The organism is Pseudoalteromonas sp. T1lg24 (assembly GCF_002964745.1).
GTDB classification, from domain to species: domain Bacteria; phylum Pseudomonadota; class Gammaproteobacteria; order Enterobacterales; family Alteromonadaceae; genus Pseudoalteromonas; species Pseudoalteromonas spongiae.
In genome coordinates this window covers 458688-476269 of sequence record NZ_PQCB01000006.1, presented here as the reverse complement: position 1 = coordinate 476269, position 17582 = coordinate 458688, and the positions used below count along the sequence as shown (strand labels likewise).

Here is a 17582-nt window from a genome sequence, read left to right as displayed (position 1 = left end):
TGAAGTATTTACTCTATATCTTATGTGAACAGAGCTAAATATTTTTATTTGGTGTAAGCGGTTTATATGTGAGGTTTATTTAATTGGCCAAGTTAACAAACTTATTAGCAGACATAAAAAAACCGCGAATTTCGCGGTTTTTTTATTTTTGGCTTGTTAGCCAGCTAAGGAATTGGCGTGCGTCGCTTTTGTTTTCGAAATCAACGCGTTGATTGCCTGACTTATCTTCGAAAGTCACCTTGCTTTTGTTGATGGATGCAAAGTCCACAGGCAATGCCACATGGATTTTGGATCCTTGATATAAATAGTCCATTTTCGACTCTCTTATCTAAGTGTTTAGGGTAAACACTGGTTTTACAAGTACAGCCACTGGATCAGGGTGCCTGCGATTTCCATTAACTTAATACAGAGTTATGACGTTTTAATGACGTTAAAGTTCACTATTACACACTGTATTTTCAAAGTGATTCACCAATATAGTGCTTTGTAGATGCTTGAGGTAAGGACATTTGTCCTCAAGGGCGTTTAAAAAACGCCCAGTAGGAATTTTCAGCCTATTTGAACTCTAACTTACCTTTCATAATCGCCCAGTGGCCTGGGAATGAGCAGAAAAATGAATAGTCGCCACCAGCTTTTAATTTGCCGGTTGCAAAAGTGAGTGTGGTTGTTTCGCCGCCACCGATTACTTTGGAATATCCATATACGCGCTCATCGCCTTGTTTTACATATTGGTTATCAATTCCTGCCGACATACCGTCTGTTGCAACAGTCTGTATATTTGCTGTGTCTACAACTACAACGTTATGACCCATGGTTTGGGCAGGTAATTTACCAACGTGCTTTAACTCAATGCTAATTTCTTTGCAGTCTTTAGAAAAGCTCAGTGTTTTTTGGTTGAATTGCATCATATCGTTGGCTTCGAGTGTAGCTTTGCACGAAGCTGATGCATTGGCAGAGAATAGTGCTCCCGCTAATGTAATAAAACCTAACTTAATTAAATATTTCATGTGTCTTCCTATCTAATGCTATTGATAATCGTTTTCATTTTATATTTTAACAACTGACTTGCAAGGTTTTGTTTCAATTAATAAATGGTAAAATCCCTTGTCTTGGTACACGTCAGAATAATTTAAAGGTTTTACGCGCATGAAATTACAAGAGATCAACAAAGCTCGTTATCGCAATCATTTAAATAAAGTGATTGTTGGCTGCATTGCGGCACTCGTTGTCGGCAGTTTGGGTATTGCACAAGGGCTCATCGCTGTTTTACCGAATGAGCAAGGGGGTCACTTCCACTGGAACCTGGCAGGAGTCGTGATTAGCTGTTTAGTGATTGGTAGCGTGTTAAAAAAATATAAGCATCACGATTTTATGACAGAAGTAACGTATGTTTGGGAGCTGAAAAAACAGCTGAATTACATAACCCGTAAAATGCGTAAGTTAAAAGCTGCAGTTGAGGAAGGCGATGTTATCGCTATGCAGATAATTAACTACTCGTATGCAGGTTCTCGCCAGCTTTGGCAGCTTGATGACAATACCATTACGATGGAAGAGTTAAGTATTTGGCAAGCTGAACTTGATGCAAAAGCCCGTGAAGTGAATGTTGTACTCGATACTGAGAAATATTCCCAAAAATTATTGGAAAATTATTAGATTTAAATTTTGGTTACTAATTAAATATTTGCTTAGCAAAATGGGGCTTAAATTTGTTCAATACAGCAAAAAGAGACTATTTTGTTTTGTCTATTTTTTAAGCTTTTCTATACTTATAAGACTGCACTGACAAACGGATTTGCATTTCATAGTGCGCTTTTAGGAGTGAGGAAATGCAAAAAAATAGCGGCTTTACACTTGTTGAAATAATGATTGTGGTTGCAATCATTGGTATTTTAACAGCGATAGCTCTGCCTGCATATACTGAATACGTTAAGGAAAGTCGCAGAGTAGACGCGCAGCAATATTTACTTCAGCTCTCAGGCACGCTTGAGAGAAACTATACACGCCTTGGTGAATACCCCGCCGAAGATGCTATTACTCCTGAAACATCTGATTATTATGCTTTTACGTATTCACGTGATAGCGACACAGCATTCACCTTGAATGCAAGTCCCAAAGGACCACAATCAGACGATAAATGCGGTGACTTGTCTGTTAACCAACAAGGCACCACAACTGCTTCCCTCGACACGTGCTGGCGTTGAGGTGATGTTATGAAAAATGGATATACCTTAATAGAGTTAGCAGTTGTTTCAAGTATTGTAGGCATTCTAAGTACTGTTGCAATTCCTTCTATGATCACCACCATTAAATCGGACAGACTCGTTGCTACTGCAAATCAACTAACCAGCACGTTTAAGTTTGCTCGCAGTGAAGCAGTTAAGCGGGAGTCGGATATTGAACTGGTAGTTTCAGGAGCTGATTGGCACGTCCAGCTTGATGGTGAAACTATCATGGTTTTTAGTAGCAATTACGAAAACATTAAAGTTGAAGGGCTGGCAAATATGACTGTGCGTGCCTCAGGTGAGACGACAAGCATAAATCTAAGCATCGTTGATGATGATGCCGATACTCAAGACCGTTGCTTTGCTGTGTTAGTGAGTGGGCAAAGCCAATTAACTAAGGGAGCTTGTATCAATGGAACTCCATAAAAAACAGTCTGGGTTTTCGCTTGTGGAGGCTATGGTTGCAACGGTTGTTTCAGCGATTGCATTACTTAGTCTTGGGGCGGGTCAAGTTAAGTCATTGCAATATGCTGCTAGCAGCCTTGATTATACTTTATCGCTGATACAGGCGAATAATGCAGTCGAACAGTCTTGGGCTAATTTATGCGATTTACAAATTGGCAATATTGAACTTGCAGATCTTGATGTAGCTGCTCAAACAAACAAATACACAGTTGAGTTTCCTAATGGCTTTGACATCGATGACTTTGAAGTTCTAGTTAGCTGGAACGATGAACGAATGACCGACAATCTAGCTAACAGTGCAGCGTTACAGGTTAAGCTTCCGAGGGTTTGTTCATGAAAACTGTATCAGGTTTTTCACTTGTTGAGTTGATGGTAGCTATGGCTGTTTCGATGAGCTTAATAGCTGGAACTGGATTTGCCTATATCGGAATTTCTGATTCGATTAATTTATCTAAAAATATAGAAAACACGCAAGAGGTGCTCCGTTACACAACAGAAGTATTTAGCAGAAGTTTGAAACAAACACTAGTTTCCCCCGTATCGACTGCACCTGACAATATTCGCGTGATTCAAGATAAAGTAGGTTCAGTTGCGTGTGATGGCACTGTGCCTGTTGCTGCGCCTTACACAGAATCATACCGATTTGAAGTTCCAAACTTACTCTGTAACGCTGGTAATGGCGAAGTGGTTATTCTTCAGGGAATCGCAAATATGTCTTTTGCGATTAATGGGGACTTGGTTCAAATTACCGTTTTACCGAACGATTTTCCAATTGCAGATTTGCCAAATGGAATAAGAATTGATATCGCTGTAAGCAGTAAAATTTTAATGGAGGAGACAAACTAATGTTGTATTCTCATCCAAATAAAGGGTTTGCTTTATTAAGCGTTATGTTGCTTGTCATGATGGCGAGTGTCTTAGTTGCTGGCTCGTTGAAGGATAATTTTATACAAGAACGTTTGTCAGGTAACTTCCATAAGAAAATGAACTCTCGACACACCGCTGAACTCGGCGTGCTAAATATTCGTGAAGAAGTCGAAAACATGATTAAAGCTAACCCTTATATGGAGTTAGATGATTTTGTCGAAGCGCTGGCGGCAAATACCGATATGATGTCAGATACGGGACTATCTGATCATAGTAAATATAGCAGTGAGCTAACTTCGGTATCGGGTGATGTATTTACATTTAAAACTCAAGGCAGCCAGTTCGAAGGGCGAGATACACTGAGTGCTGTTTTTAAATTTGTACCGGGAAACTTGGTAAACTACCCATCGCCATTTGCTACGGGTTTAACTGGTTGTGATGGCGTTGTATTGGGCGGTAGTGGCGAAGCAGATAGTTATAATTCAAAAGATGGAGCATATGGTGGAGATAACATTGGAGATGCTGTTACGGTAAGTACGGTTTCAGATATTGGTGTTATTACTATTAAAGGTGGTGCCGATATTCAAGGTGATGTGAAGGCTACCAGTAATGTGATATTTGGTGGCTCGGCCTCTATTTCAGGTAATTTAAGTACTAACGGTTTTGTCGATATCACAAGCGCATCAAGCTTTATCGGTGGTGATGTAACCGCTTTAGATTATGTTGATGTGAAAAATACGATTATCGGCGGTTCAATTCAAAGCAATAGCTATATTACCTTATCACAAGTTGTTGTTGGCGGTGATGTAATCTCGTCACCTGTAGCGGGCAGTCCAAGCGATCCATCTAACATCGATATAACGGGTGAGACTATTTATGGTGGTGTTTATAGTAAAGGTAATGTCTTTTTGAATAATGCAATTATTGATTATGAGGCATTAAACTTATCGTTTGGTGTTCAAACTTTTGGTAATTTTATACAAACCTATGGTCGTGTTGATGGTGGTGTACGTGTTGTAGGTGATGTTAGCTTACCTAAATGGGGAACCACTATATCTAACGATGATTTATTGTATGCTGGCACCGGTAGTTTTATCGAGCACACTGATTTTGGTTTGGGTGATTACCACGATACGGAAGAAAACATCATTGCCTTGTTTGACGAAATAGAGCCGCTGGAGGAGATCCCATTTGATGATGGTGGCGAAGACAGTGAAGTGCAATGCGACCCTTTGAATATTGACAGTCAAATGTCAGATATTAATCAAGATTATGTATCGAACGGTGATTTATTTGTCAGTGGTTCAGGTAGTGGAGATGTGTTTGTTATTGGCGAAACAAGTGCTGAATTTTCAGTTGATAGAAACTCAACAAGCCAAGGCAGTGTTGCTTCACTTGAAAGCGTCAGAGCTACTTTTCTAAGTTTAGAACGTAACGTGATTATGGTCAATAATGTATCTGTTAAAGGTCATATTAAAATTGCTGATAATTCGCACGTGGTTTGGTTTATAAAAGGGGATTTTGAAATGGGTGGGCAATCTACTCTAACGATCCCTGATGGCAGTAGCCTAATGATTATAATTCAAGGTACGTTTGAAGTAGGTGGCGGTGGTGAAATTTACACTCCAGATGTTGGTTTAACTAATCCTGACAAACTTCCAGTATTAAGCATTTTTAGCGATTACGTTGGTGATGGTATTGCAATTCAGGGTGGCACAGAAGACATATACGCTGCCGTTTATGCGCCAAAAACAGACGTCACAGTTACATCATCAGCTGATTTTATGGGGGCGATTTTAGGGAAGACAGTGTCAATAACAGGTAGTGGTGCATTTCACTATGATACATATTTGGGTGAGTCGGTAGTTGGCCCAGACCCCGATGTATCATCCACAGGTAAATTTCAGTTTTTGGGATTCCAATACCTGTAATTTGAGTTCTTAACTTTTGAAATAAAAGCAGGGCAAAGCCCTGCTCTTATGTGCTTACATTTTCTCTAAAGCGTCACAGAAACTGTGAATATTTTTTAACGTTAGACTTGAGTATGAAATGTCAGTAACTAGATGAATTATATCGATTACAGAGATTTGAGATTAGGTATGGTCATAGGTGAAGTGATATCATTTCTCTATCTGCTTTGGTCATTTTACTAACAACCAATAAAAACGAATTATCTATAAGGCGCTCAATTTCACCTTTTGGCATTGAACCATCAAGAATCACGGTATTCCAAAGCTTTTTATTCATATGATAGCCTGGAATAACAGCGTCAAAAATATCGCGGAGCGCGAGTGCTTCATCGGGGTCGCATTTTAAATTAATGCAATAGTGACCCGCCATTTTGCCATTTGTATCTTTCTCATTACCGTTACCAAGCGATAGGGTCGCAAACATTTTATCTTTGACTTTAAAAACGTCTACGCCTTCTCCAAACGGTTGGCTTACGCTCGTGAAAGGCTTACTCATAAAGTACTCTGTAACCGTGTGCTTATCCATTTTATATGCTTTATTTTATAATTAGGGTTTTATCCTACTAATCAAATTGAGATAAAGTAAAGTCGCAGTAAGCGCTAATTTAAACTTTTAATTGCTTGCCCGATCCCATCTAGCGTAAGGGGAAACATGCGCTTTTCCATTAAGTGCTCAATAATGCCAATTGAAGGGTAGTAGTGCCAATATTGTTTTGGTTGTGGATTAAGCCAAACTACATTACTAAAGTGTTGCGTTATTCTTTCAAGCCATACTCTGCCTGGCTCTTCATTCCAATGTTCAACACTGCCGCCGGAGTAATCAATTTCGTAAGGCCCCATCGTTGCATCACCAACAAAAATCACTTTATAGTCGCTCGCAAAGCGGTTGATGATTGTTAAGGTATCCAATACGTCACTGTAACGGCGCTTGTTATCTTGCCATACGTTTTCATATAAGCAGTTATGAAAATAGAAAAACTCTAGGTGTTTAAATTCAGAGTGTGCAGCGCTAAACAGTTGCTCACAGGTGTGAATATAGTCATCCATCGAGCCACCAATATCAAAGAACATAAGTACTTTTACGGCATTGTGGCGCTCAGGTTTCATTTTTACATCGAGCATACCGCCTTGTTTTGCAGTTGCGCTAATAGTGTTATTCAAATCAAGTTCGTCACTTTCACCGCTACGGGCAAACTTTCTGAGCTTTTTTAGTGCGAGCTTCATGGTACGCGAGCTAATATCGGCATCTTGGTCAAGGTTTTTGAACTGACGCTTATCCCACACTTTTACAGCACGGCGATGATTGTTACCATCTTGCCCAATACGTATGCCTTCAGGATTATAACCATATGCACCAAATGGAGAAGTACCGCCAGTACCAACCCATTTATTACCACCGGCATGCCTTTTTTGTTGCTCTTTTAAGCGTTCCGCCAAGGTTTTCATAAGTTTATCAAGGCCACCTAGGGCCTCAATTTTGTCTTTTTCTTCTTGGCTAAGGTGCTTTTCAAATTCCTTTTTTAACCACGCTTCGGGAAGTTGATGTTGGGTTTGCAGCTTAGAGAAAATATCAACAGCCTCAACCCCTTCAAAATATCCAGCGAAAGCGCGATCAAATTTATCAAACTGCGTTTCGTCTTTGACTAGACACAGTTTTGCCAAGTGATAAAAATCGTCGATATTGGCAAATATGACCTGTTTTTTTAATGCATTGATTAAATCCAACAGTTCACGCACGCTCACATTTACGCGGTGTTTTTTTAATGTGAAAAAAAACGCAATCAGCATAAGTGTTAACGCTTAGCGAGAAATGCGAGTTTTTCGATAAGGCTTACATCTTGCTCATTTTTAAGCAGTGCGCCAAAAAGTGGCATAAGTCCGCCTTTTTGAGTTTTATCATGCAAGGTTTGTGCGTCTATATCTTCGGCAAGTAACAATTTAAGCCAGTCGATTAATTCACTAGTAGATGGTTTCTTTTTAAGGCCATTTACATCACGTAACCCAAAGAAAACTTGTAGCGCTTGTGCAAGTAAATCCTGTTTCACGTTAGGGTGGTGAACTTCAATGATCTGTGCCATTTCTTCTGCTGTTGGAAAGTTTATGTAGTGGAAAAAACAGCGGCGTAAAAAAGCATCGGGTAACTCTTTTTCATTGTTAGAGGTAATAATAACTATTGGGCGATCGATTGCTTTTATGCGCTGTTGTGTTTCATACACATAGAACTCCATTTTATCGAGCTCTAACAGCAAGTCATTTGGAAACTCGATATCAGCTTTGTCGATTTCATCAATTAACAGAATGGGGCGTTTGTTCGCTTCAAAGGCTTGCCAAAGTTTACCTTTAACAATGTAATTGCTAATGTCGTGTACTTTTTCATCGCCGAGTTGGCTATCACGCAAGCGTGATACTGCGTCATATTCATATAAGCCTTGTTGTGCTTTAGTTGTTGACTTTATGTGCCACTGAATTAACTCAGTATCGAGTGCTTTCGCCAATTCTTCGGCCAACATGGTTTTACCTGTACCGGGTTCACCTTTGATTAAGAGTGGCTTTTCTAGCGTAATTGCAGCGTTTACTGCCAGCTTAAGTGAATCTGACGCGATGTAATCTTGTGTACCATTAAATTGCACGGAGCACCTTTTGAAAATTAAACTGGTAAGATCTGTAAGTTTGTCATAATAAGTGATTAAGTAAAGGTCAAACTTGCAGCTAAAAGTAGTAAACGAGAGCAAATTAGTTTAGTTTTGTAGTATTCATCCTGGAGCAAGCGTTGTGAAAATTAGATTTTATTGCTTTTTAAGCTTGTTGTTGTTTTCAACTTACTGTTTGTCACAGCAAGAAGAGATTAAACCCCCAATTAGTTGGGTTACTGACTCTTGGCCAAATTATACTGATAAAGATGGTTCCGGTTTATATCACGAGTTAATGCGCAGTGTTTTTCATAATGGGCAGGAGTTTGATGTGCAGTATACGCCTTGGCTAAGAGCGCTTGAATTAGTAAAGTCTGGCAATGCTGATTTTACCGGCGCGATGCCGTTAAATAGCGATTACGTTATGTCGCAGCATATTGTTTTAAGCCAACCAATTTCTGTGTTAATTAAAAAGGCCCATTTGGATGCTGCGAAATTAACACAGCTGCCTGAACTAGTCGGGGTTTGGCGTTCAGGGTATCGAAATGAGTTACTCAGTGGTGAGTTAAAATCCCAAGTAAAAGGCGTGCCGACCGAAAGCACGGACAGTGGGTTTAACTTAGTGCGCCATAATCGAGTTGATTATTTTATTGATGTTCGCACAATTTTAGCGACGCATTTGGCTAAGCAGCCTGATAAATCGGAATTTGAATTAGTAGATATCGGCTCATTGAATTTGTATATGGCGTTTTCGAAATCTGAGCGCGGTAAACAAATAGCCCAACTGTTTGATGGTCGTTTTGCCGAATTAAAAAAGTCAGGAAAACTGGCTGAAATTTACAGTAAGTACCAGCAAACGTTACCAAGTCAACTTTAACTAGTCTGATTTTTTGCGTTTTACTTTTCTATCAATTTTATGCTCTGCCATTACTGTGATTTAGCTTAAACATCAATTGTGGTATAGTTTCACGACTTTTTACTGATTTGACCGAGTATGAATTACATATCCCTTGATGATTTTAAATATGCGTGGGCATTTCGTCATCAACAACTGCCTATCGAAGAAAATTTACTTTCTAAAATAAAGCCAATGTCAGATAGCCGTGCAACGAATTTATGGTGCACATTTGTCAGCCGTGAAAAAGATCACCCTGATTTTTTCGATACTAAAGATTGGCCGGGTAATGGTAAAACATGGGGTAACTCAGTAAAGTGGGAATCTGCGTGGGATAATGACGAAGCGCTTCCTGAAGAAATAATTAACCACCTTGATTGGGACGAGAACACAACCGTTTATTACTGTTTATCGCGAAAGCATGTTATTGAAACAGATTGGCGTACATTTAAAGCTACGTGGTTAAATTTTCTGTTTATGAGCGATGGCTGTTTATTGATTGGTAAAAAGCGCCATCAGGTTGTGCAGTTTTTAGAGACTGGTTATGCAAAACTAGGCAAGCGCGTCGATTGATGCGCTTATTGCTTGTAACTATAACTTTTCATTTTACTCATTAACGTCTATTTTTCTTATCGATTGCTGTCATACTGTTCACCTTAATTAATTAAGGTTATGTAAAATTTCATTAAGCATATACTTTGATAAAGCAACTGCTTATATTACATCCAAATATAGAATCATGTACTATGGTTACTTAAGTGTATTTGGTGGGTTTTTTATAAGTGCAAACAGGGTGTAAAGAACAAACAGAACTTTGGCGCAGTTCGTCAAAAAGCAATGCATATAATGCGTTGTGTAATACGTTTTATGTTCGTGAAATCCATCGTTTGAGTAAAGAATCATTTAATAATGTAGAGCGATTACAGCGTCGTTTTGCAAGCCTTCCATATTATATTGAAAAAGCCGCTAGTCATATTTTAGACGGCAATAGTCCGCTTACATTGGATACGCAAAATGGCAGTTGGATTGCAAAGCAATCGCGTAACCTACCTAAGTACGATTTAGAGAAAAACACACTATTTTTTGATAAAAACGTCTTTGTTGGTTTAATTATTCCGGTTTTAGTATATGACGCTGAGTATTCAACTGTTAGAATCGATAGCATTGATGAAGTAACCGCGTCGGGTTTTCACTGCAATCAATTTGGTTGGGTTGATAAGGCAGGAAAATCACAAGAAGGTGTTGGTATTCAGGTATTAAAACCAAGCAAAATAGCGTTTTCTGCGGCGTGTTGTGGCCATGTGTGGTTACTCGGCCGGCCAACAGCACCCAGAGTATTAACGCTACGCGAAATGTTACTTGCAGCACGAATTAATTGGCAAGATTTTAAACACCCATTTATAACTCAAAAATAGAAATTCACTATGCGATTATTTCAGTTAGCGCTTTTGTGTTTATTTGCAAGTTTGCAATACCAACTTTGGTTTGGTCATCACGGCGTAAAAGACTATAAAAAACTGCAGTCTGCCGTTACTCAACACACTAAAGTAAACGCTAGATTAGAAAAACGAAACAAATTACTGAAAGCAGATGTGGAAGATCTCAAACTTGGCCTCGAGGGCATTGAGGAGCGAGCACGCAATGAGTTGGGTATGATTAAACAAGGCGAAACCTTTTTTCGCGTAACACATAAAAATGACAGATATTAATCCCTCTTTTGCATTTGTTGTTCCTGCCGCAGGCGTTGGGGCAAGAATGCAGTCCGATAAGCCAAAGCAATATATTCAACTTTGCAACAAAACGGTATTAGAACACACCATTAATAAGCTAAAAGCAACGATACCCAATGCATTGATTATTGTTGCTATCAGTGAAAATGACGCTTATTTTCCAGATTTAACCTTGCCCGATAACGTTATGACTGTATTGGGGGGTAAGGAACGTGCAGATTCAGTATTAAATGCACTGAATTACCTGACAGCTAATCATCCAGTTGACTGGGTTTTGGTACATGATGCTGCGCGGCCACTGGTTTTAGCGAGCGATATACGTACACTCATTTCACATTGTCAATCGCGTCACTGTGGTGGCATTTTAGCAAGTAAGGTGCGAGATACTATAAAGCAGGGTAGTGAGTTTGTTGAAGCGACAGTACCAAGAGAAGCTCTTTGGCAGGCGCAAACACCGCAAATGTTTTTACTGAACGATTTAACCGCCGCACTGACTAATGCTTTAAACGAAAACGTTGCAATTACTGATGAAGCCTCAGCTATTGAATGGGCTGGTGGAAAAGTACAATTAGTATCGAGCCGTGCAGATAATATTAAATTGACTACCCCTGATGATATTGCAATCGCAGAGTTTTTGATTGCGAAGCAAATTTTGGAGAACAACACATGCGAATAGGCCATGGTTATGATGTGCATAAGTTTGGCGGTGAAGGGCCGCTAACAATTGCAGGCGTAAAAATTGATTATGAGTTTGGTTTTTTAGCGCATTCTGATGGTGATGTAGCGATTCATGCATTGTGTGATGCAATTCTAGGGGCACTAGCCCTTGGTGATATCGGCAAACATTTTCCAGATACCGCCGCAGAATTTGAAAACATCGATAGCCGAATTTTATTGCGTCATGTAGTGTCGCTAATGACTGAGCGCGGTTACCAAGTTGGTAATACTGATATCACGATTGTAGCTCAAGCACCAAAAATGGCGCCACACATAAATGCAATGCGTGAAGTGATTGCAGAAGATTTAAATATTCAAATCGACCAAGTGAATGTGAAAGCGACAACAACTGAAAAACTAGGCTTTGCTGGTCGTAAAGAAGGCATTGAAAGCCATGCCGTGGTGTTACTCGTAAATGGATAACTTAAGTTATTTATACGGCAAACCTAATTCGACCGCCGAATTTAAAACTAGTGCTGAAGATTTCCGAGTAGATGAAGAACTCGGTTTTGAGCTTAGCGGAAGTGGCGAGCATGTATGTTTACAGGTAATAAAGAAGGGAGAAAATACCCAATATATTGCCAAGCAAATCGCTAAAATAGCTGGCACGCAAGCTCGCAATGTAAGTTATCCTGGTTTAAAAGACCGCAATGCAGTGACATCGCAATGGTTCAGCGTACCGGTGCCGATTAAAAAGCACATCGACTTTTCAGCGCTGAATAGCGACAGTGTGAAAGTACTTCAGCAAGTTAGGCATAATCGAAAGTTAAAAACAGGTTGCCATAAAGCCAACCGTTTTACGATTACGCTTAGACGCTGCAGTATGGTTGAGGACATTTTGACACGCATTAATGCGGTTCGCCAAGGTGTGCCTAATTATTTTGGTGCGCAGCGTTTTGGTCATGATGGACACAACTTAACGCTGGCAGAGCAGTTGTTCTCAGGTAAAGAAATCCACGATCGTAAGCTGCGTGGTATTGTTATTTCTGCTGCACGTTCTCATATCTTTAATCAAATTGTAAGCCAACGTATTGCGCAATATGGTATTGCAAAAACCATGGTCGAAGAAGTGTTCCTACTAGATGGTAGCAATGCATTTTTTAAAGAGCGTATTAGCCTTGAAACAGTCAATCGTTTGGCTTGTGGAGATATTCACTTATCAGCGCCTTTGGTTGGTAAAGGCGATCAGGGCGTTACAGAGCTTGAAAAAGAGTGGTTAGCACCATTCGCTCGCTGGCATGAAAACCTTTCACAACTTGGCCTTAAAGCTGAACGTAGAAATATGCGACTTTATCCTGAAAAATTTGAAGTGCTTGAAGTCACGCAAGATATGATAGAGTTTAGTTTTAGTTTGCCGAAAGGGTGTTTTGCAACGGCCGTACTGCGTGAGCTTGCAGAGTGCCAAGATGTTTCTTTAAAGAATAAGGATAATAATGAAAATCTTGCTGAGCAATGATGATGGCGTAAATGCAAAAGGGATTGAAGTACTCTATCACGCCCTATCGCAGATAGCGGAAGTGGTGGTTGTTGCACCTGATAGAAATTGTAGTGGTGCAAGTAACTCACTTACCTTGTTAAACCCGTTAAGAACACATCAATATGATAATGGTTTTATATCGGTTAACGGCACGCCGAGTGACTGTGTGCAATTGGCAATTAATAAACTGCTCGATTTTACCCCAGATTTAGTTGTGGCAGGTATAAATAATGGCGCTAATTTAGGTGACGATACCTTGTATTCAGGCACGGTGGCAGCCGCCAGTGAAGGGCGCTTTTTAGGATTACCAGCGATTGCCGTATCTTTGTGCTCAAAACATGAAGCACATTACGATACCGCAGCTGCCGTTGCAGTTTCCATTATCAAAGAAATAAAAGCGCACCCGCTTGGTCCGGACCAAATTATTAATTTGAATGTACCCGACATTCCGCTTGCTGATTTAAAAGGCATTAAGGTTACGCGCTTAGGTTCACGTCACAAAGCTGAAACCATGCAAGAACAAATAGATCCGTGGGGCCGAAAAATATATTGGTATGGTCATTTAGGTGAAGCGCAAGATGCTGGCGATGGCACTGATTTTTTTGCGGTAGCTAATCATTACGCATCAGTTACTCCGTTGACGGTTGATATGACGGCAAAATCGAGCCTTGCCAAAATGGAATCTTGGGTTGAAGGATTGAATATTTCAGGTGTTGAATAATTATCGTCGTAGTGCGCATCAACTCGCGCAATTAGTTTATGAGCAAGGCATTCGATCTCAGCAAGTATTGGATGCGATTGCTGCTACACCACGCCATTTGTTTGTAGATGACGTGTTAAAACACAAATCGTATCAAAATACCGCATTACCTATTGGTTTGGGACAAACAATTTCTCAGCCTTTTATTGTTGCGCGTATGACCGAGCTTTTGTTGCAGCTCACAGGTCCAAACGCCAAGGTATTAGAAATTGGCACTGGCTCAGGTTATCAATCCGCAATTCTCGCTCAGTGTTTTCACTCGGTATATTCCGTTGAGCGAATTAAAGCATTGCAGTGGCAGGCCAAAAGACGTTTACACCAGCTTGATTTATTCAATGTCACTATGAAACACGCTGATGGTTGGCAAGGCTGGCAATCTAACGCGCCTTATGACGGAATTATTGTTACAGCCGCAGCGAGTGAGTTGCCTCAGGCATTACTGGAACAGCTTAATGAAGGCGGAGTGCTTATTTCTCCAGTAGGCGGTAATGAGCAACAGAACTTAGTTGCAGTGAAGCGTCAAGGTCATGAGTTTATTACGCAAACATTAGAACCTGTAAGATTTGTACCGCTGGTTGCTGGCGCAATTAATTAGGTGATATTAATGCGTCTGTTAACTCAACTACTTATTTGCTTAATCTGTCTTCAGTTAATAGCGTGCAGTAGCAGAACAACGCCGGCGCCGGTCGCGAACCTTTCATCTGGTAAGAGTAGTTCGCAACAAAAAATTAAAATTAATGGAAGTAGCTATAAAGTTAAGAAAGGTGAAACCCTTTATTCGATCGCTTTTAGATCAAACAAAGACTTCCGTGATCTCGCTAAGAGCAATGGCATTAAAGCACCTTACACCATATTTCCAGGTCAAATAATACACTTAGTATCACCACCTAAACGTGCAAAAAAGGCTAAAAAATACACGGTCACTAGTAGCAAGTCCACCAAAAATAAACAAAAAAATAACAATTCATTAAAAAAACCACTTGATCAGAAAAAACAACAAGAGTATGTTGAAAATCAAGCCAGTTTAAAAAAGCAACAAAAGATAGCGAAAAGATCTGGTAAGTTGCGCTGGTATTGGCCTGCTAAAGGTCGTATAGCCCGCAAGTTTTCAGGAAAAGAAAACGGCTATAAAGGAATTCTAATAAAAAATAAGTTAGGGACTGACATTCTTGCAGCAGCAGACGGTATTGTTGTTTATGCGGGAAGTGCGTTAAGAGGGTATGGCAATTTAATCATAGTGAAACATAATGATGATTATCTAACGGCATACGCTCACAACCAAAAAATTTTGGTAAAAGAAAAGCAAAAAGTTACAGCTAGGCAAAAAATAGCCACTATGGGTAACTCTGAAGCTAAGTCGGTTGGACTGAGGTTTGAAGTAAGATACCGAGGTAAATCGGTTAACCCATTAAGGTATTTGCCACGCTAAGTTAGTTGGGGCGCGAACGTGTTTTAGTGTTTAAAGGTCACTGAATGACTCGGGAGGATGCTTATGGGACGCACAAAGAAAGAAAATAGTACAGAACTAAACGTTGATATGGATGTTAAAGACGAGGTTTTGGAAGAAATTGAAGATACAGAAGACGAAATCTTTGCAAAAGAAGAAGTTGTTAAAAATTTAGATGCTACACAACTTTATCTTGGCGAAATCGGCTTTTCACCACTACTTAGTGCAGAAGAAGAAGTGTTTTTTGCACGCAAGGCCTTACGAGGATGTGAAGCATCACGAAAACGCATGATTGAAAGTAATCTACGTTTAGTGGTTAAAATAGCGCGTCGTTATAACAATCGTGGGCTGGCACTATTAGATCTCATCGAAGAAGGTAATTTAGGCCTGATCAGAGCTGTAGAGAAATTTGATCCCGAACGTGGATTTAGATTTTCTACATACGCAACTTGGTGGATCCGTCAAACCATTGAACGTGCGATTATGAACCAAACACGCACGATTCGCTTACCGATCCATGTTGTTAAAGAGCTTAATGTTTATTTACGTACAGCACGAGAATTAACACAAAAGCTTGACCATGAACCAACCGCAGAAGAAATAGCAGAGAAGCTTGATCGCCCTGTTGAAGATGTGAGTAAAATGCTGCGTCTTAACGAAAAGATCAGCTCTGTTGATACACCAATCGGCGGTGATTCAGACAAAGCGTTATTAGATATCATTGCAGATGAAAAGGGACGTGGTCCTGAAGGTGAAATTCAAGACCAAGACATTCACAATAATATTGTGCATTGGCTTGAAGAACTTAACGCGAAACAGCGTGAAGTGTTAGCACGACGCTTTGGATTGCTTGGCTATGAACCTTCAACGCTTGAAGATGTAGGTAAAGAAATTGGATTAACACGCGAACGCGTAAGACAAATTCAGGTTGAAGCGTTGCGTCGATTAAAAGAGGTGTTAACACACCAAGGCTTGAATATTGAATCGCTATTTAGAGCTTAATAAATAATACCAATTCTGTTAAGTATGTGATCAGGGATAGTACTGGATAAATGAAATGGTAACAAGGCAGAGTTTTTCTTATGTAGTTGTTCTACATCGATAAATTCTAACGCAGTTAGCATGATATTTAGTCCGCTAGGATGATCAGCTACTTAAGTGAATTGGTATAACAACCAGTTAAAAATAAAAAACCGCTGATTATCAGCGGTTTTTTATTTGAATACTTTAGTAGTTATTTAAAGCAAAACTCAGTTTGATTAGTATTTTCTATCGACTGATAATTTAGCAAGTGCAATTAATGCATCTTTATACTCTGAATTTGGCAGTACAGAAAGGAAGTTAATTGCTTTTTCGGCTTCTTCTTGTGCTTTTTGCATTGTTAGTGCTAACGCATTGGTTTCTTCAAGAATAGCGAGAACTTTGTCTAGGTAATCTTTGCCATCAGCTTTTTCAATTGCACCTCGGATCAATTCAGCTTGCGCTTGTGATCCATTTTGCATTGCATAGATCAAAGGTAATGTTGGTTTACCTTCTGCCAGATCGTCACCGATTGATTTGCCTAGTTCAGCTTGGTTAGCGCTATAGTCGAGCACATCATCGACTAGTTGGAAGGCGGTACCAAGATGCATGCCATAAAACTTTAATCCGTTTATTACGTCTTCATCTTGTTCTGTAATAATGGCAGCTAGTTCAGTTGCAGCTTCAAATAATTTTGCTGTTTTACTGTAAATGACCTGCATATAGCTTTCTTCGCTAGTATTAGGGTCGTTGCAATTCATTAATTGTAGCACTTCGCCTTCAGCAATAACGTTCGTTGCATGAGCAAAAATATCCATTACTTGCATCTTATTGAAACCAACCATCAGCTGGAAAGCACGAGTGTAGATAAAATCACCAACAAGCACGCTGGCTGCATTACCAAATTCAGCATTAGCTGTTGGGTTTCCACGACGTAGAAGTGATTCGTCAACAACGTCGTCGTGTAAAAGTGTAGCGGTATGGATAAATTCTACGATGGTTGCTAGACGAATATGCTCATTACCTGTGTGCCCTAACGCTTTTGCAGCGAGGATTGAGAGTATTGGGCGAATGCGTTTGCCACCGCTATTGACAATATAAAGCCCCAATTGATTGACAAGCGCAACGTTTGACTGCAGTTGTTGTTCGATTAGTTGATTAACCGCCAACATATCTTGTTCTGTTAAGGCTTGGATCGCTTTTATATCCATGGGTCTCCAACAAGTAAAGAGGTAAGATCCGCTGATTTGCGGGGATTGTACACTATTTTTGGCACTGAGTAGAATCAATATTTTATGTAAAATAATAGTTTTCTACAGCGCTTTAATTAGGTAGAATTGTCGCCATTAATATTAAATTTTTTAGTGTGCCTTACAACACGC

The 17582-nt window shown here is 39.8% G+C and carries 23 protein-coding genes; 17 read left to right on the top strand and 6 right to left on the bottom strand.

The features are described from left to right. Positions 1–142: 142 nt before the first annotated feature. Entirely contained in the window at positions 143–313 is a 171-nt protein-coding gene (locus C2M30_RS21600) for a hypothetical protein (RefSeq protein ID WP_010560955.1), read from the bottom strand. Between the two features lie 241 nt (positions 314–554). Beyond that, positions 555–1007 carry an azurin gene (gene azu / locus C2M30_RS05235; protein WP_105170908.1) on the bottom strand — a complete coding sequence of 151 codons (453 nt, stop codon included), beginning with the start codon at positions 1005–1007 and terminating at the stop codon, positions 555–557. Between the two features lie 139 nt (positions 1008–1146). Here azu and C2M30_RS05230 point away from each other — a divergent pair, with 139 nt between their 5' ends. The 6 genes from C2M30_RS05230 to C2M30_RS05205 all read left to right on the top strand — a co-directional run bounded on the left by C2M30_RS05230 (position 1147) and on the right by C2M30_RS05205 (position 5485). Beyond that, a complete protein-coding gene (locus C2M30_RS05230) occupies positions 1147–1653 on the top strand; it encodes a DUF3087 domain-containing protein (protein WP_105170907.1) in 507 nt (168 codons plus the stop codon). 173 nt (positions 1654–1826) lie between these two features. After that, positions 1827–2201: a type IV pilin protein gene (locus tag C2M30_RS05225; RefSeq protein WP_100912717.1), complete on the top strand. Its 375-nt coding sequence runs from the start codon at positions 1827–1829 to the stop codon at positions 2199–2201. 9 nt (positions 2202–2210) lie between these two features. Beyond that, the gene (locus tag C2M30_RS05220) at positions 2211–2648 is read left to right on the top strand and encodes a GspH/FimT family pseudopilin (protein ID WP_105170906.1); all 438 of its coding nucleotides are present in this window, start codon (positions 2211–2213) and stop codon (positions 2646–2648) included. Continuing rightward, on the top strand, positions 2635–3024 hold the full coding sequence (locus tag C2M30_RS05215; protein ID WP_105170905.1) for a type IV pilus modification PilV family protein: 390 nt from the start codon (positions 2635–2637) through the stop codon (positions 3022–3024). The genes C2M30_RS05220 and C2M30_RS05215 overlap by 14 nt, the downstream gene beginning before the upstream one ends. Further along, on the top strand, positions 3021–3533 hold the full coding sequence (locus C2M30_RS05210) for a PilW family protein (RefSeq protein ID WP_105170904.1): 513 nt from the start codon (positions 3021–3023) through the stop codon (positions 3531–3533). Before C2M30_RS05215 ends, C2M30_RS05210 begins: the two co-directional genes overlap by 4 nt. Continuing rightward, positions 3533–5485, top strand: a complete 1953-nt coding sequence (locus C2M30_RS05205; protein WP_105170903.1) for a DUF7305 domain-containing protein — start codon at positions 3533–3535, stop codon at positions 5483–5485. The genes C2M30_RS05210 and C2M30_RS05205 overlap by 1 nt, the downstream gene beginning before the upstream one ends. Positions 5486–5657: 172 nt before the next feature. Here the strand turns inward: C2M30_RS05205 and C2M30_RS05200 are convergent, their stop codons facing one another. From C2M30_RS05200 to C2M30_RS05190, 3 genes are all read right to left on the bottom strand, one after another. Continuing rightward, complete coding sequence (locus C2M30_RS05200) at positions 5658–6050, bottom strand: MmcQ/YjbR family DNA-binding protein (protein ID WP_010560952.1); 393 nt, start codon at positions 6048–6050, stop codon at positions 5658–5660. Positions 6051–6124: 74 nt separating this feature from the next. After that, positions 6125–7312 carry a vWA domain-containing protein gene (locus C2M30_RS05195; protein ID WP_105170902.1) on the bottom strand — a complete coding sequence of 396 codons (1188 nt, stop codon included), beginning with the start codon at positions 7310–7312 and terminating at the stop codon, positions 6125–6127. 5 nt (positions 7313–7317) lie between these two features. Further along, the gene (locus C2M30_RS05190) at positions 7318–8154 is read right to left on the bottom strand and encodes an AAA family ATPase (RefSeq protein ID WP_105170901.1); all 837 of its coding nucleotides are present in this window, start codon (positions 8152–8154) and stop codon (positions 7318–7320) included. A 142-nt stretch (positions 8155–8296) separates the two neighbouring features. On the opposite strand from C2M30_RS05190, the gene C2M30_RS05185 reads away from it, so the two are divergent. From C2M30_RS05185 to rpoS, 11 genes are all read left to right on the top strand, one after another. Then, on the top strand, positions 8297–9031 hold the full coding sequence (locus C2M30_RS05185; RefSeq protein ID WP_105170900.1) for a substrate-binding periplasmic protein: 735 nt from the start codon (positions 8297–8299) through the stop codon (positions 9029–9031). A gap of 117 nt (positions 9032–9148) precedes the next feature. Next, positions 9149–9622 carry a DUF2947 family protein gene (locus tag C2M30_RS05180; protein WP_010560948.1) on the top strand — a complete coding sequence of 158 codons (474 nt, stop codon included), beginning with the start codon at positions 9149–9151 and terminating at the stop codon, positions 9620–9622. A 209-nt stretch (positions 9623–9831) separates the two neighbouring features. After that, complete coding sequence (locus C2M30_RS05175) at positions 9832–10464, top strand: hypothetical protein (RefSeq protein WP_105170899.1); 633 nt, start codon at positions 9832–9834, stop codon at positions 10462–10464. A gap of 9 nt (positions 10465–10473) precedes the next feature. Next, positions 10474–10758: a cell division protein FtsB gene (ftsB, locus tag C2M30_RS05170; protein WP_054979728.1), complete on the top strand. Its 285-nt coding sequence runs from the start codon at positions 10474–10476 to the stop codon at positions 10756–10758. Beyond that, positions 10745–11455, top strand: coding sequence for a 2-C-methyl-D-erythritol 4-phosphate cytidylyltransferase (gene ispD / locus C2M30_RS05165; protein ID WP_105170898.1), 711 nt, complete (start codon positions 10745–10747; stop codon positions 11453–11455). Before ftsB ends, ispD begins: the two co-directional genes overlap by 14 nt. Beyond that, positions 11446–11919: a 2-C-methyl-D-erythritol 2,4-cyclodiphosphate synthase gene (gene ispF, locus C2M30_RS05160; RefSeq protein WP_010560939.1), complete on the top strand. Its 474-nt coding sequence runs from the start codon at positions 11446–11448 to the stop codon at positions 11917–11919. Before ispD ends, ispF begins: the two co-directional genes overlap by 10 nt. After that, on the top strand, positions 11912–12952 hold the full coding sequence (truD, locus tag C2M30_RS05155; RefSeq protein ID WP_105170897.1) for a tRNA pseudouridine(13) synthase TruD: 1041 nt from the start codon (positions 11912–11914) through the stop codon (positions 12950–12952). The genes ispF and truD overlap by 8 nt, the downstream gene beginning before the upstream one ends. Then, complete coding sequence (gene surE / locus C2M30_RS05150; RefSeq protein WP_105170896.1) at positions 12930–13694, top strand: 5'/3'-nucleotidase SurE; 765 nt, start codon at positions 12930–12932, stop codon at positions 13692–13694. Before truD ends, surE begins: the two co-directional genes overlap by 23 nt. Continuing rightward, positions 13684–14328 carry a protein-L-isoaspartate(D-aspartate) O-methyltransferase gene (locus C2M30_RS05145; RefSeq protein WP_105170895.1) on the top strand — a complete coding sequence of 215 codons (645 nt, stop codon included), beginning with the start codon at positions 13684–13686 and terminating at the stop codon, positions 14326–14328. Before surE ends, C2M30_RS05145 begins: the two co-directional genes overlap by 11 nt. 9 nt (positions 14329–14337) lie before the next feature. Next, the gene (locus C2M30_RS05140; protein ID WP_105170894.1) at positions 14338–15162 is read left to right on the top strand and encodes a peptidoglycan DD-metalloendopeptidase family protein; all 825 of its coding nucleotides are present in this window, start codon (positions 14338–14340) and stop codon (positions 15160–15162) included. A 63-nt stretch (positions 15163–15225) separates the two neighbouring features. Then, the gene (rpoS, locus tag C2M30_RS05135; protein WP_010560934.1) at positions 15226–16182 is read left to right on the top strand and encodes an RNA polymerase sigma factor RpoS; all 957 of its coding nucleotides are present in this window, start codon (positions 15226–15228) and stop codon (positions 16180–16182) included. A 257-nt stretch (positions 16183–16439) separates the two neighbouring features. Here rpoS and ispB read toward each other — a convergent pair whose 3' ends face one another. Next, positions 16440–17411 carry an octaprenyl diphosphate synthase gene (ispB, locus tag C2M30_RS05130; protein ID WP_105170893.1) on the bottom strand — a complete coding sequence of 324 codons (972 nt, stop codon included), beginning with the start codon at positions 17409–17411 and terminating at the stop codon, positions 16440–16442. Between the last annotated feature and the right edge of the window lie 171 nt (positions 17412–17582).